The sequence below is a fragment of the Reichenbachiella sp. genome, assembly GCF_039941815.1.
Lineage (GTDB): Bacteria > Bacteroidota > Bacteroidia > Cytophagales > Cyclobacteriaceae > Reichenbachiella.
On the sequence record NZ_JBDVDW010000061.1, the window covers coordinates 131443 to 147950 of the forward strand.

A 16508-nucleotide genomic window follows, 5' to 3' on the forward strand; every position below is an offset into this window, starting at 1 on the left:
TAAATTAATTGTAATTATATCCATTGTACGATATTCTTTAAGGAAATTAAGTAAATGCCCATGATTTTTATGACATTTTCAAAACTGCCTACACCTTAATAAAAATATTCTTGCGATATAATATCCAAACCGGGACGTAACAAAGACTGACAAATAACAGCGCATAGACTAGCGAAGCGAAGTGATAGTCAGCCAAAATTGAAAATAGTCCATTATAAATAGTCTCATGCATTGATTGATCTCCGAGTGGAATAATTCCTAATAGAGAAGCTAGTATGCCTGACAAAGCGTAGGCTGTGATGGCATTGGAGCCAAATACCTCAAAAGGAAAAGTCAATTTTGATCGATACTTTTCAATATCAAGCAGCGCATACAATAGGGCGAAAAAATGGATGGCAACTCCTCCGGTATAGAGCACATACGAACTAGTCCAAAGACTCTTGTTGATCGGGAAGCTCATGTCCCAGGCTAATGCAACTACAATAAGACAATTGGCCAAAACAAACAGCCTGATCAAGGCTTTTTGCTTGTTTTCTGCACCGAAAAGAATCTTGCCGGTAAATATGCCTAACATACCGGTGACGACTGCAGGAAGTGTGCTCAGGAGCCCTTCCGGGTCCCAGGTTTTGCTCATGCTCCACATGTGTCCGGATAGCAACAGCCTATCAAACCAGGCGGCAAAATTAGTGTCAGGATCAAGATTAGGCGCACCGATACCCGGAACAGGAATAGCAGCCATGAGGACCCAATAAGCCAAAAGAAGGCTAACAGCTGTGTAAATTTGGGTACGAGTGCTGGTATAATGATACATCAGGCCTATTACGAGAAACACAATTGCAATCCGTTGAAGTACGCCGGGAATCCGCAAAGTTGAAAGTTCAAAGTACGGAAAGGCGTTGAGAAATAACCCTATCAAAAAAAGGTAGAGTGATCTCTTCAAGATCTTTTTGGTCAACTGTTTTCGTGCGTCACCTTCTTTTGGGGTACTCAAGGCTACCGCCGTACCTACCATGAATAGGAAAAATGGAAAAATCAAATCCGTGGGTGTGCAACCATGCCACTTGGCATGAAGTAATGGCGCATAGACATAAGACCAGGATCCCGGATCATTGACCAGAATCATTGCAGCTATAGTAAGGCCTCTGAACACGTCGAGACTCAGGAGTCGTTCTTTTTTCAATGCAGCGTATTAAAATTGAAAGATTACTTATGAATCAATTAGGCTGATTTTGCCAATTATAGAAAATGGTATCTTCTGAATCCTTCTATGGCTTCATATTCTGATAGTCCCAACTGATCATACATTTGGGCAGTCTGGCGATTTCGATCTTCCGATCTTTGCCAAAACTCTCGACTGTCTTCACCTTGAAAGACGACACCATCTTTCTGTGATTGGTGTCTGAAGATAGCCATTCTTTTTTTCATTAGCTCTTCCGGACTAATTGGGACTGCCATTTCGATTTCGTCGATTGGATACTCATGCCAGGCTCCACGATAGAGCCATACCCAGCAGTCTTTCATGTATTTTTGCTTTTTGAGGATGTCCAAAGCGGCGAATATGGCACGGAGGCAAACTTCATGTGTACCATGCGGGTCAGCAAGATCTCCAGCCGCATATATTTGATGAGGTTTGACTTTTTCGATCAATTGTTTGATGATATTGACGTCCTCCTTACCGAGCGGTTTTTTCTCCACCTTACCGGTTTCATAAAACGGCATATCCAGATAATGTACTTGCTCATCTTGAATCCCATAATATCTACAGGCACTAATCGCCTCTCCTCTTCTGATCAGAGCTTTTATCTTTCTGACATCAACTGGTGAGGTCTCGCTTTTAGAGCTATTTCTCAACTCTTTAAACAATTTGTCAAAGACTTTGCTATCGGCTTTCTCTCCTGCCGCATAGTTGTATATCTCTTTAGCAAATTCTGCAAACCTAAATGCCTCATGATCCGCTACCGCTATATTTCCAGAGGTCTGGTATGCCACATGGACTTCGTGGCCCTGATCCACTAATCGCAAAAAGGTACCTCCCATTGAGATTACGTCGTCATCCGGATGTGGGCTAAAAATGATGATTCGTTTTTTACCAGGAGTGGCTCTCTCAGGCCTATTAGTATCATCCGCATTTGGTTTGCCTCCTGGCCAACCGGTGATGGTATGCTGGAAGTGATTAAACATCTTGATATTGACCTCATAGGCACCATTTTCTCCAAGCAGTTCGGACATGCCATTGTCATTATAGTCCCTGTCTGTGAGTTTCAATATTGGCTTTTTCATTTTCTGACTGAGCCATACCACAGCTTTTCTCTTTAGTTCTCTGGTCCATTCCAGATCACCTACAATCCATGGGGTATCAAATCTGGTAAGATCCTTGGCTGCACTCTCATCCATGACAAACGTGACGTCCTCATGATCTTGCAGAAAACTAGCTGGCACATCAGTCAGCATCTCTCCTTCTACAGTTTTCTTAACAATTTCGGCCTTTTTCATTCCATAGGCCATGATTACAATCCGCTTAGCTTTGAGGATGGTACCGACACCCATTGTCACGGCTTTTCTAGGCACATCTGACATACTGCTGAATGCGAATGCATTGTCCTGACGTGTCAAATAGTCAAGTGTAATCATTCTTGTGGTTGAATTGATCTTGGAGCCTGGTTCGTTGAATCCAATATGTCCGGTACGGCCAATTCCTAGTAGTTGGAAATCAAGGCCGCCATAGCTTTCAATTTTTTCTTCGTATTGGGTACAGTACTCAGCGATATGTTCGAACGCAATTTTACCACTGGGTACATTGATATTCTCAGGTAGAATGTCAACATGATTAAACAAATGATGATGCATAAAATGGATATAACTTTGATTATCAGTTTTATCCAGTCCATAATACTCATCCAGATTAAAGGATACTACATGCTGAAAGCTTAGCCCTTCTTTCTTATGCATTCTTACCAATTCGGCATAGACTTGGATCGGAGATGATCCCGTAGCCAAACCAAGAATACATTTCTCGTTTCGCTCACTTTTGTACCGAATCAAAGCTGCAATCTCCTGAGCAATGATTTTTGACGCGGCCAAAGAGCCTTCAAATATCTCAGTATGGATTTTTTCAAATTTGGTAGACTCCATAGCAGCCCATTCCTTCCTGCTGATTCTCTTGGTGGTTGCTCCAGACTCTTTTACCATTGTTACACTCATATCCTATCTTTTATCCAGTGCTATTGCACTTCCATTATTTACGATATAAAACTAGATAAGTGATCTTGGTGATAGAAAAAAATTAGCTAAAGAGGGATTTTTTGAAGCTAAACGGGGACGGAATGAGTTGAAGGTCTTAAACAAGAAAAGATCACGACTACCGTGACCCTTTCTAACCCAAAACCCTAATATTATTAATCTGAGCCTCTTTGACTCAACTTTTACCAGTGCGTGCAAGTTTCTCAAAAGCCACGATAATGTATAATTATTTAGCCCAATGGAGGACGCTCAAAGCCGAATGACGTGGTTTTACCCATTAAGCACTGTTCTACCGTTGGATTACGAATCCACTGAGCGCAGATCGATTACCTGCGATCCACAGGGTGGGACCGGTTTTGGTCTCTACCACGGCAATGTCTCTCAAATTCGTGCGGACGAAAAAGCCGGTTTCAATTGGTGGGATGACTTTTAGATTGCCAGCTAAATTTTTGAACACTATACCTTTTGATGCATCATATCTTACCGTCTCAGACTCTGCTTCATATTTGTTGCCTACAGCAATGATTTCTTTGATTCCGTCATGATCCAGATCAAGAATTTCAAAATCGGTAATTGGTGACACCTGGGCTTCATTCGGAAGGGGTACTATTTCAAATTGATCATCTCCTCGATTCATGAGTGCTATGCTGTAGAGCATATCTGCTTGTATGTGATGAGCTTGACTAAGGTTGTGCTCTCCATAAATGTCTTCAAGACTTGCGGTAGCAAATGATTTGAAGGAATTGAAATCTTGTTTGATCGATGGTATTTGTTGACTGGAGCATTCTAATCCTCTGACCGGAACAAGATTTCCGTTGTATTTATTAGTCAGTACAATATCATACCTGCCACTTTGATCAAAGTCGTCGCTGTAGATATGAAACTCTTTCTTGCCTCCTATCTTAAATTTAGCATTCAAGCCAAGGTTTCCCATCAAATAGTCATCATCACCGTCATCGTCCAAATCTAATGCTATTACGCTATGCCACAGACCTATGGTCTCATTGAGTAAGTTTGAATTCAACTTTTTGAATGTTCCTTTTTCATTTTCGAAGAGCTGAATGGGCGACCATTCTCCTACGATCATCAGGTCCAAATCCCCGTCGAGATCAAAATCTGTACATGACGCTCCAGTCACCATACCACAGTTGATTAGCTCTGGTGCTATATCTTGAGTGACCGCAACAAACTTGCCTTTTCGGTTTTCGAGTAAGTAACTCTTTGGAGAAAGGGGGTATTTCCCAGATACCACCCGACCACCTAGAAACAAATCCAGGTCACCGTCGAGATCATAATCAAAAGCCTGAACTACTTTCCCATTTTGTCTGATTTTTGGTAGAGCCTCGCGGGCTAATACAAAACCTCCCTGACCATCGTTACGATAGAGTTGATCACTCAGCCATTCGCTATTCTCGTCGAACTGATAACTACCACTGACTACATAAAGATCCTGATGCCCATCTCCGTTATAGTCAAAAAACAAAGCACCAGTTTCTTCTCTCCGTGTTTGCGTATTCCACGGCCCTTTTGAAAGAAGAAACCCGCTCGTGGTTTGGATGTAAAGCGCTCCGCTATACCCTGCTGATCCTGACACATAAACATCAGTTAAACGATCTTCATTTACATCGCCTGTCGTGAGAGCAGGTCCAAGTTCCGACAGTTTGTGGGGTAGCAGGAGTTGCTTTGAGTAATCATCATATGGTTTTTCATGGCTAATAAATTCCACGCCTTTGTCTGACAGTTTCATTGCGGTAAGCCAAGTTTTTCTGACAGGTTTGTTTTCTAACGAAGGCGTACCGCTTTTATAAGCTACCTGAAGAATTTGACTTAAGTCCGGATTTTCGATTATTGAAACTTTTTGATCTGGCCAGGTGACTATGACTGAATCTACCTGGTCTTCTACACCCAATCCAAAATGCAATCTTGGCGCTACTGAGGATAGATATCCTCTTGATAGATACAGCGTTTTTGTCTGCGTATGACCGTTTGTAATCACTTCGACCTTAGTACCTATGGCCAGTTTATTGTGCCCGGATCCCTCGAGCACTACCGAAAGAGATTGGTTGGTACTTCCATTTCTGTAAATTTGAGCTTCTTGATTTACGTTGTTTACGATAAGATCCAAATCCCCATCATTATCCAGGTCTGCGTAGGCTGCTCCGTTGGAAAAAGTGGGCTGATCTATCCCCCACTCTTTGCGTTTATCTTCAAAGGTGAGGTCTCCATTATTTCTGTAAATGTAATTTTTTAATGGGTTTGATGGAACCATCTCTTGCGCTTCCTCTAGTGTCATTTTCACTTTGCTAGCGATTCTTGCCATTATTTTGTTGCGGTAGTCACTGTTAGCCAGATCCTTGAGTACTCCATTGGTTACAAAAAGATCATTGTAACCATCTTCGTCAAAATCTGCCAAAAGCGGAGCCCAGCTCCAGTCTGTCTTGGCGACTCCCGATAATTGAGCATAGTCGCTAAACGCACCATTTCCATGGCTGACTTGAAGCGTATTGACCATATACTGATGGTGATAACCACTTGCTACCAACTGATTAAAGTCCTCTGTGCTCATCGAAGGCATGTTTTCTTTGCTTCGTACGTGATCTTCTGGAGACATTTCCAGTACCATGAGGTCGTGATAGCCATCATTGTTGATATCGGCGAAGTCGGACCCCATGCTGTGCTGAGACAGGTGATCAAATGCCTCTAGATAGCTATTTGTGAAGGTTCCGTCTTGATTATTGAGGTAGAGAAAATCAGGTTGGAGGAAGTCATTACAAACATAAATATCCTCCCAGCCGTCTTGATTGAAATCACCGATAGACGCACTGAGTCCCCAAGCCATCGAAGTCAGTCCGGCTTCTTTTGTATTAAGAATAAATCTTCCAGATTCTTGAATATAAAGTTGGTTGGAGTAATGCTTATTCATTGGCACTTCACCAAGCGGAATGACTTCATCATTTTTATCAAAATCGGCTCGATGATTGACCAGAAACAAATCCAGATCCAAATCTTTGTCATAGTCAAAAAAATAGGCTTGCGTACTGTACCCGGTAAAGTCAATTCCCCAGGCTCGGGCTTCCTCCTTAAAGGTATTGTCCTTTTGATTAATAAATAGTTTGTTGGCCCTGAGCTGGTTATCGTTTAACGAACCGGACTTGCTGACATATATATCCAGCCAGCCATCGTTGTTGATGTCGCACATGGTCACTCCATTGGACCAACCAATTTTATCCGATACTCCTGCTGACTGTGTAATGTTTTCAAATTGAAAATCCCCTTTGTTGAGATAGAGTTGATTATTGGTTTGATTGGCGGTGAAATATAGATCGATGAGGCCATCATTATTGATATCACCAGCGGCCACTCCGCCACCATTGAATATGTAGGAGTAGTTGATGAAATTAAATTGAAGGGTTTCTTTGATTGGGTTTATGAAATCCACTCCAGTTTCACTGGAAGGTAGTAATTCAAACTGAGATTTTGAAGCTTGTTTTGGATTTAGTTGGACAATTTGATTGCATGAGAAAAGGCAAAAGGTAGCTATCCAAATTAGGCTTAAAACATAAACTAAAGATCTCATGATAAGCTATTTTAACTGAGTGGTAAAAATGAAAAGATCACACGTAGCTGTGCGATCTTTTCAAGTAATTCATTTGATTAAGTATTAGTCAACATCCCACCATAGATTTGTACCTCCGTCATCATCTCCACCAAGAAGATCGATGCCGCTTTGCACACCTGTTGGATTGGTAGTGAATTCTGCGTCGACAAAATTGATTCTTTTGATTTGCTCATCTGTATCAATTTTGCCCCCACTATTATTAATCACCACTGGGAATACTTTAGGATACCCTGTTCTTCTGAATTCTGACCAGGCTTCCTGACCATCAGGATACATAGCTATCCACTTCTGTGTAATGATCCTTTCGAGGCTGGTTTCGAAATCAGCAGCTGCATCCCATGCGATGGTGATGGTACTGAGATTCGGATCCCCTGCAAGTACGTCATTATCAGAATTGACTGCATCCACGAATGGTGCAGGTGTCTTCGTATTGTCGGCTAGATATGCAGTGATTGCTCCGGTAGATGCACCATGCTGAGTCATAGAGAGGGTTACTCCTGTCTCATAGTTGGCTTGAGCATCTCCCGCTCCTGTCCATCCTCGCAAAGCAGCTTCAGCTTTCAAAAATGCTACTTCAGCTGAAGTCATTAGTTGTATCCCACCGAATGTAGTCAAAGGTGAATGCGAAACATATACATCCTTGGAAGTAAGTTCTACACCCATTCTGATTCCTTTATACTGACCTTCGATACCTAAAGAAGCATCCGTAGCTGGCTCAAAATAGGCCGCCATTCTTGGGTCTTCATATCCTGACAAAATAGACTCCATTTCCGCACTCATTCTGATATCTCCCCAGCCATTATTGATGGTATTGAGTGGGTGATCACCAACTGATTCTGAAAGCGTAAAATTCCCTTCATTGTCTGCTATAAGACCTGCAGCATCTGCCAAAGCACTTTCGCCAACAGTTTTTGCATAGGTGGCGTCTGCCTCAGATATTCTGATAGCCAATCTCAATTTCAACGAATTGGCAAATTGAATCCATTTGGTCACATCGCCTCCATATACAAGATCAAATTTGGTAAAACCAGCAAAGTCAGTGTAATTTTTCAAGGTAGTGATGGCTTCATCCAAATCAGATACAAACGCCTTGTATACATCTTCTTGAGAATCATATAATGCCGGATTTTGCCCAAAGTTGGAATATATAATCGGACCATATATATCTGTGACTCTATGCATCGCCTCTACTCTGATGATCTTGCCCCAGGCGCTAAACTGTGGAAACTCCTCTCCTGCAGTTTCGTCCATTACAGATAATGGAAACATAACGCTCTGATAAGCAGTGGACCAGGGGAACCCATTCCACCCGTTGACTAAGGCATAATTCATATTGTTGACACCACCAGCAAATGGTGTTGGAGGTGTCATATATCCACTAAACACGTCCCCGATGAGATTCTGCTGTAGCTGAGTCAGCCAGGCAGGTGTCACTGAATAGATGTTTTGCGTGGCCTGAACGATACGTCCACCCAGGTGGTTAAAGTCCTGCGTCAAGGCTTCATTCGAAACCCCATATGGGTTTTCATTTATTTCTTCGAAATTATCTGTACAGCTGGTCACTGACAACATTGTCACCACACCAAATGCCAGAATTGATTTATATATATTATTAATTTTCATGATTTACTATTTTATCGTGAGCGGCTTACAGCGTCAGTGAAAGATTAAACCCTATACTTCTTGTCGATGGCAGTCCAAATACATGAACACCTTGTAATCCAGTGCCGGTAGACATAGACACGTCCGGATCGAACGGTGCATCATTTTTCAAGAAGAATATGTTTCTACCTACTAAAGAAACTTTGGCAGATTTGATAGGCCCTAGCTTGCTCATCACAGATGATGGAAGTGAGTATCCCAAGGACAATTCTCTCAACCTAATATTAGTTGCGCTATATACATAGTGCTCTGTGATCCCTGCTCTGCCTCCTACAGTAGTATAAAATGTCTGAGCAGGAAGCAATCCACTGTAGTTAGACCCATCAGCTAATACAGCTGGGATATCTACCCCGCCTGCATCTCTTGCATCCGCTGAAGCTCCTGATACACCGTAGAGATCGTTCATGGCCTCAGTGATTGACATCACTTCTCCGCCAATACGAGCGTCGATTAGGAATCCGAGTGTTAGGCCTTTGTAATCAAAGGAGTTATTCCATCCCCACATGTAGTCAGGATTAGGGTTTCCCACATATTCAAGGCCTTGATCTGATGGCTGTGGTCTACCGTCTGCATCTACGATAATAGATTCATTGCTATGTCTCGCAAATTTTTGTCCGTAGATATCACCAAACTGTGATCCTTCTTTGATGATCATGGCATAGTTATTCACTCCAGGTGCTGTCAGTTGAAATTCACCCTCTGCCAGATCTTCAGACAGCTTCTCTATCACGTTGGTGTTTTTGGTAAAGTTGAATGTTGACGTCCAAGAGAAATCTCCTAGTTGGAGTGGTACTGCCGTGATGGCCATTTCAATACCTTTATTCACAATTTCACCACCATTGATGTAGAAGAATCCACCGCCTTGTGATGCCGGAGCTACAATTGGAATTCTTTGATCTTTGGTATTAGTATTGTAATAAGCGAAATCTACACTCAGCCTTCTGTCTAATAATTCTACTTCTACACCTACTTCATATGAAGTCTGTATCTCTGGTTTGAGCACATTACCCGGTTCGACTCTATATTCTGGGGTCACTACGGTACCATAAGGTTCGATCGTATTAAATGAACCTGACCCTACATCATAGGCGTTTACACCATTTCCAACCTGAGCGTATGATCCTCTTACCTTCAGCAAGTCTATGACAGGAATATCAACCATTTCAGATATGATACCTGTCAGTCCAACAGATGGGTAGAAAAAAGAATCATTTGGAAGGGTCGATGACCAGTCGTTTCTACCGGTGACATCAAGAAAAAGCATCCCGTTGTAACCAAAGTTCAAGCTTCCAAATACTGATTGCAATTGTGATCTGCTACCGCCTTCATTGAATAGCGAGCTTCCGCCAACCGCAATATTCTGAAGTACAAATGTATTTGGGTAAAACAAACCTTCTACTCCTTGCCCGATATCTACTCGGATATCATCCCCGCCTTTCGAATCGAAAAACTGAGTCTGCACTTCGTTGTCTGTGATACTTGATCCCAAAGTAGCAGATAGACTGATCTGGTCAAACGTTTTGTTATAAGTCAAGAATGCATCTCCATACATCTGTGTAGCTTCAGCATTTTCTACGACATAGCGGCCGTTTAAATCTGACAAAGTAGCTTGTGTACTTGCATGTACCTTTTGGCTATATCTATCTACAGATTTGTCAATGTTTCCTCTCAGTCTAAAACTCAAATCATCAGTGATTTTAAAGCTAGCACCAAGATTTCCAATGACTCTGTTTCTTGAATCTTCATTGCGATTTCTATTCAAGATCCAATAAGGATTCTGTTGTACATCGATATCAGATACCCAATTCTGAACACTGAAATTTCTATCTGCATCGAAGGTTTCATAATTGTTTTTGTAGTTGTCGAAATTTAACCCTCTTGGGAAAAAATACAAACCAGTCAACGGATTGAAATACATTCCAGAAGTTGCTCTATTCTGAGTTTCTTGCTTGATCAGGCTCACTCCGCCGTCTATTTTCAACTTGTCATCCATGAGGCTCAATGACTGCTTATAAGTCACATTATGCTTTGTGAGTTCGTTGGTAGGCATGATGCCTTTAGAGTCCGTGTTAGCATATGAGAAATATGACTGAGCAGACTCATTACCCCCTGATACGGATACAGTATTGATCCAGGTTCTACCAGTATCGAAAAAGCTATCCACATGATTTGGAGCAGAAACCGATCCACCCCAACTGTCTATCGAATTAGTAGCGGTTTGGCCATATCTATACTGCAGATCCGGATCCAAAAGCACAGATTCGGTTGTAAAATTGGATGAAGCTGATACAGAAACCTTACCGGCTTTTCCTTTTTTTGTTGTAATCAGAACTACGCCGTTAGCTGCCTGACTACCATAAAGAGCGGCGGCAGAGGCGCCTTTCAATACTGAGATGCTTTCTATATCTTCAGGATTGATATTGGCGATACCGTCACCTCCGTCACGACCAGCACCACCAGTTCCAGAGGCCCCGGCAACTGTTGCATTTTGACCCCACACATCATTGGGCTGAGATGGAGAGAAGTTGTTCATAGGTACTCCGTCGATTACATAAAGCACATTGTTGCCTCTAGTCGAAGAGTTACCTCTCAAAATAACCCGTGTAGATCCGCCAACACCAGATCCGCTTCTGTTGATAAATACACCAGCAGCCTTACCCGTCAAAGAATTCATAAAATTGGCATCCTTCACTCTGGTCAGCTCTTCACCTTCTACTTCCTGTGTAGCGTAGGTAAGTGATCTTTTCTCTCTTGAGATGCCCAGTGCAGTTACCACTACTTCCTCAAGCTGTTCGGTATCAGTGTTTAGAACAATATCTGCTACTGTTCGTGAGCCCGTGTTGAGTTCTTGAGTCTTATATCCAATATATGAGTACACTACAACATCGTTTTCTGATACTTCGAGTTTATAGTTACCATCGATATCGGTGATCGTACCTGTGTTGGTATCTTTCACCGATACATTCACTCCCGGTAAAGCAGCGCCATCGTCTGCTCCGGTGACCTTGCCAGTCAGTGTCCGGGTTTGAGCATGTGCGATCAGCACCATGCCCATGACAAAACTTAATAAAAGTATTCTCTTCTTCATAGACTTAATTTTAGATAGTCATTATTAATAGATTTTAGCAACCTTAATTTTGAATAATATTTTATGGTTATTAAAAATAAATAGCTGAATGGAGCGATTTCACCTTTGAATGAAGGTGAAGATCAGATTCTATCTATCAAGTGCTATGTTTTGCTGTTGAGCAACTAACCTTATCCATCTGGCTAATTATTGAGCGCAGTGAGACTAATTTGACTATACTATCGGAAATTTTTCATTTTACAACTGAGGCAAATATTGTTAACTTCCAAGCCACACTATTTCAAACTGGATACAACCCAAATGCAGGGAGCACTAAATCTTGCAAAAAAGCCCATCGTGCATCATACCATTTTTTGGTTGGTGTATTTCACATTTAACTGGATCAGATGGGGCTCCTATTTCGACGATTATGCCTATTCCTTTCAGTCCAATCTTGTTGAGTTTCCTTTGCATATTGTTATAGTATATTTCAATATTTATTTTTTGATGCCGCGATTGATTCCCAAGCGATTGACCTGGTATGTGATTCTGTTGATCTTGTCTACTTTGATCGTTTCGTTCGTTCGAATCATCCTAACCTATCTTTTCGTGACCACCGATATTTACAAAGAGTCCAGCCTGGAAGATTTATCATTGTTCAATTTCAACTATGTAGCTGCCACTTTTATTGGCGAAATATATGTGGTAGCAATAGGTACGGCCATCAAGGTGACAGGAGATTGGATCAATTTCAAAAACAAAACAACTGAATTGCAAAAGGTAAATCTGGAAACCGAATTAGCTTTTTTGAAGTCTCAGATCCAACCTCATTTTTTCTTTAATACGCTCAATAATTTGTATTCACTTACCCTCGATAAGTCAAACAAGGCTCCTTATACTGTATTGAAATTGTCAGAACTGATGAGCTATGTAATCTATGACGCAAAGCAGAAAACAGTGCCATTGGTAAACGAGATCAAACACATCCAAAACTATCTTGATCTTGAAATGCTGCGATATGGAGAGAGACTGAATGTAGATCTTGAAATCTCTGGCGATATAGAAGGAAAAGTAATACCACCTGTCCTTTTACTGCCATTTATTGAGAACAGCTTCAAGCACGGCACGCGATTGATCGGTCAGGATATACCCATTCTAATTTCACTCAACGTAAGCGATGGAAGACTCACCTTTATTACTGAAAATAACAAATCTCCAGGCCCAATTGCCGACAACGGGTTACAGACATATAATCATGGGGTCGGTTTACAAAATACAAAAAGAAGGCTTAAATTGATTTTCGAAGAGGACTACTCATTAGACCTGATTGAAGGAGAGGAAAAATACAGAACCATTTTAAATATACCGCTAAATGAAAATTAGTTGTTTGATCATAGACGATGAACCATTAGCCATCAACGTGATTAAGAATTTTTTGATCAACTTCAAAAACTTCGAGGTTGCCGGCACCTGTAAGGATGCGGTAGAGGGGTTTAATTTCCTGTCTAACCAAGAGATAGATGTGATATTTCTAGATATCAATATGCCAACCATTTCAGGTCTTGATTTTCTACGAAGCTTACAAAAACCGCCTGTGGTCGTCATTACCACAGCCTATCGCGAGTATGCCGTAGAAAGCTTTGAGCTCGATGTGATTGACTATCTAGTCAAGCCATTCTCTCTGCAACGCTTCATGAAGACAGTCAATCGAATAGAACAACGCAAAACTGAAAAAGAGCCAAATGAGGTAAGTGCTGAGGATAGTGAAAAAGCTCATGTATTTTTCAAGATTGACAAGAAGATGATCAAGGTCTATCTGGATGACATCCTGTATATAGAAAGCCTAAAGGACTATGTACGCATAAAAACCTATGATGAAAGCCTCATCAATCACAATAATCTGGTAGGCATAGCTGAGATACTTCCATCAGAGGATTTTGTTCGAATTCACCGTTCGTACATTATCGCTATCAATAAGGTGAAAGCCATCGACGGTAATCAAGTAGAAATAGCAGATAAACTCTTGCCTATTGGCCGAAACTATCAGAAGGACATCAAAAATCTCCTATTAGGAACAGACTAACTCCAGTACTCTTGTTTTCTGATTGAATTCAATAAAGTGTAGGCGTGTTGCCAGTTGTAAAAACAATTTCTGACACCGACTTTTGTCAAATTGTGCTTGTGATTTGCAGTTTATTCATTGACTTTTGATTTGTGAATCAATATTCATTACATGAATTTAATCTCCTGGTCAAGGAGGTACTTAATACGCATCTCGAAAGATCGTATTGGGTGGTAGCGGAAGTCAGTCAAATCAATTTGCATTCAAATGGACACTGCTATTTGGAGCTTGTGGAGAAGGACAATAATTTCATCAAAGCCAAAGCCAGAGGCACTATTTGGGCTAATACTTTCCGCGAAATTCATCCATGGTTTGTCTCTCAAACTGGAACTGAACTCAAGCAGGGGATGAAAATATTGTTTAATGCCTCATTCGAATTTCATGAAGTCTATGGCGTAAGTCTAAACATCCGCGATCTTGACGTAAACTTCACCATAGGCGAGCGTGAAAGAAAAAAACAGGAAACAATTCAAAGGCTAGAGGCAGAAGGCATACTGCAAATGAATCAAGAACTTGCCTTACCAACTGTAATCCAAACCCTGGCGATTATAAGTTCGGCAACTGCTGCAGGCTATGAAGATTTTATCAATCAATTTGAGAACAACAGCTACGGATATCAGGCGACACTAGACCTTTACCCGTCGGCTATGCAAGGGGATGCTGCTCCACAATCCATGATTGATGCTTTGCACAAGATATACGAATCTGATGTAGAGTATGATGCCGTAGTCGTCATCCGGGGTGGAGGTTCTAAAATGGATTTGGACTGTTTCGATGACTATGAGCTATGTGCACATCTGGCTCAGTTTCCCATTCCTGTGATTACTGGAATAGGCCATGAAAGAGATCAATCCATCGCAGATCTGGTAGCCAATACTTATTTAAAAACACCTACTTCGGTAGCTGAGTTTTTAATATTGAGCATGCTTGAATTCGAATCGAGCCTCAACAGCGTTTACGAAAGCATCACTCTGCTGGCAAGAGAATTTATTCATGATCAGCTAGAATCTGTAACTGCACTCAGCTTTGGGTATCAGATGAATGCCAGACAAATCATCCAACGGCATAGCCTTCTTCTAGAACAGAATATTCACCTAATAAACAATCGACCTGCCGGTATATTAAAACAAAATCAGATCGAGCTAGAGAGTAAAACCAAATTAATAGAGGCCTATAATCCGGCGTCATTACTCAAAAAGGGCTACACTATTACTCGAGTGAATGGAAAAGTGCTCAAGGGCCAAAAGATTGCTATTGGAGATGAATTGGAAACAGAGACTACCCAGCAAAAAATCAAGAGTACAATAAAAGAAATCAAATGAGTAAAAAGAAATTGACATATCAATCTGCGTTTGATGAATTGCAAAACATCTGTCAGCAGCTAGAATCCGATGATGTGGATGTGGATCAGATCACCACGCTCGTCAAGAAAGCTAATCAGCTTGTTAAATACTGTCAGGAGCGATTACGGGGAATTGAAGAAGATCTGAATAGCGGACGAGAAGACGCTACCGAATGACTGTAAGCTACTCTTCAAGTAGCCTAGATCTAATTTTTACTTTTTTGGAGAACTCTCTGTAAGACACGAGTACATCCATATTTTCCTCACCGAATAGCTCAAACCGCCCCTCTTCATATACTTTCCCAGCGATAGGGTTCAGCACTTCGTAAGTAGCCTCGTAGGCAAGTGAGTAAACTAACCCTGATCGGCAAGTGACTATCGGATTGAGCCGAGTATATTTCTTGCCCGGTATGCTTTGGCTCGGAATCACTTCAATCTCCACTTCCATTTTCATAATCTCATTTGAGTTTTCACCTGCGAACACAATGAACGGCATGGCAATACGCTGTTTCCAGTCCAGCATGGCATGTAGCCCAAGCGGCACTTCCGAATAGTATACATCTGAATTGATCATGGCACCGTGATCACGAAGCAATTTCTGAAAAGGGACATAGTAGTTCCATTCTGCCGTTCCGATATCAAACCAAATCTTTTGACCAGATTGATACTTGTCAGCTTCATTAAATATAGCGAAATCATTGACCCACATTGACGGTGAAAATCCGCCCGCCATACCAAAAACGTCCGGATAATTTAGTGTCATCCAGAGTGCATTTAATCCGCCGAACGAAAAACCAAAAATCGCTCGTCCACTAGCTTGCGTGACTGTATTATAACTACTGTCTATATATGGAATAACTGTATCCAGCAAGTATCTGCTATAAATCTGAGCATAAGAATCACCATTTGGGGCACGTTGAAAGGCATCATTTGGATAAGGCACATATTTTTCTGATCGGAGCCGATCTGCAGATATCCCTACAACCATGAGATCATCAATGATTTCATTTTCAATCAGGCTATCCAGAGTTTGCTGCAATGCCATGCTCACCGCTTTATGGCCAAACAACATCTGACCATCATTAAAATATACGACTGGGTAAGATCTGTCCGTATTAAATTCCGGTGGCGTATATATTTCTATCGCCGTGCCTTCGATTTTGGTAAATACTACCCTTCCCTGACCTTTTGATGATAGGGAACCTAGTGTGAGCAGAAGACACAATAGAGGAAAATTTAGTTTCATCATGATGTTAATGTAAACATCTGAAAACATATCATCCACTATTAGTACGATTCAACAATGATTAGTCTTTTTACGAGAAAGGAAATATTCGACATCAACAGGACTGGATTTAGGAGTCGACCACCCAAATTTCTTCCTGATCTGGACGACAATTTTGCGCAGATACTTCATACAATAAATAGCTTGGTTCTAAGCAAAGGTACATATATT

10 protein-coding genes are annotated in these 16508 nt (G+C 41.3%); 4 read left to right on the forward strand and 6 right to left on the reverse strand.

Going from position 1 to position 16508, the window contains the following annotated elements; translation table 11 throughout:
• Positions 1–88 precede the first annotated feature (88 nt).
• From ABJF11_RS14680 to ABJF11_RS14700, 5 genes are all read right to left on the reverse strand, one after another.
• Positions 89–1180, reverse strand: coding sequence for a DUF5009 domain-containing protein (locus tag ABJF11_RS14680; protein ID WP_348120651.1), 1092 nt, complete (start codon positions 1178–1180; stop codon positions 89–91).
• A gap of 56 nt (positions 1181–1236) precedes the next feature.
• A complete protein-coding gene (nagB, locus tag ABJF11_RS14685; protein ID WP_348120653.1) occupies positions 1237–3201 on the reverse strand; it encodes a glucosamine-6-phosphate deaminase in 1965 nt (654 codons plus the stop codon).
• 328 nt (positions 3202–3529) lie between these two features.
• Positions 3530–6817: a VCBS repeat-containing protein gene (locus tag ABJF11_RS14690; RefSeq protein WP_348120655.1), complete on the reverse strand. Its 3288-nt coding sequence runs from the start codon at positions 6815–6817 to the stop codon at positions 3530–3532.
• An 84-nt stretch (positions 6818–6901) separates the two neighbouring features.
• Complete coding sequence (locus tag ABJF11_RS14695; RefSeq protein ID WP_348120656.1) at positions 6902–8482, reverse strand: RagB/SusD family nutrient uptake outer membrane protein; 1581 nt, start codon at positions 8480–8482, stop codon at positions 6902–6904.
• A gap of 25 nt (positions 8483–8507) precedes the next feature.
• The gene (locus ABJF11_RS14700; protein WP_348120658.1) at positions 8508–11609 is read right to left on the reverse strand and encodes a SusC/RagA family TonB-linked outer membrane protein; all 3102 of its coding nucleotides are present in this window, start codon (positions 11607–11609) and stop codon (positions 8508–8510) included.
• 300 nt (positions 11610–11909) lie between these two features.
• Between ABJF11_RS14700 and ABJF11_RS14705 the strand changes: the two genes are divergently transcribed.
• The 4 genes from ABJF11_RS14705 (at position 11910) to xseB (ending at position 15229) form a co-directional block, all read left to right on the forward strand.
• Positions 11910–12971 (forward strand): histidine kinase, encoded by a 1062-nt coding sequence (locus ABJF11_RS14705; protein WP_348120659.1) that lies wholly within the window; start codon positions 11910–11912, stop codon positions 12969–12971.
• Entirely contained in the window at positions 12961–13671 is a 711-nt protein-coding gene (locus ABJF11_RS14710; protein WP_348120661.1) for a LytTR family DNA-binding domain-containing protein, read from the forward strand. Before ABJF11_RS14705 ends, ABJF11_RS14710 begins: the two co-directional genes overlap by 11 nt.
• A gap of 131 nt (positions 13672–13802) precedes the next feature.
• The gene (gene xseA, locus ABJF11_RS14715; protein WP_348120662.1) at positions 13803–15032 is read left to right on the forward strand and encodes an exodeoxyribonuclease VII large subunit; all 1230 of its coding nucleotides are present in this window, start codon (positions 13803–13805) and stop codon (positions 15030–15032) included.
• Positions 15029–15229, forward strand: coding sequence for an exodeoxyribonuclease VII small subunit (gene xseB / locus ABJF11_RS14720; RefSeq protein WP_348120663.1), 201 nt, complete (start codon positions 15029–15031; stop codon positions 15227–15229). The genes xseA and xseB overlap by 4 nt, the downstream gene beginning before the upstream one ends.
• A gap of 7 nt (positions 15230–15236) precedes the next feature.
• Here xseB and ABJF11_RS14725 read toward each other — a convergent pair whose 3' ends face one another.
• Entirely contained in the window at positions 15237–16301 is a 1065-nt protein-coding gene (locus ABJF11_RS14725) for an alpha/beta hydrolase-fold protein (RefSeq protein ID WP_348120664.1), read from the reverse strand.
• Between the last annotated feature and the right edge of the window lie 207 nt (positions 16302–16508).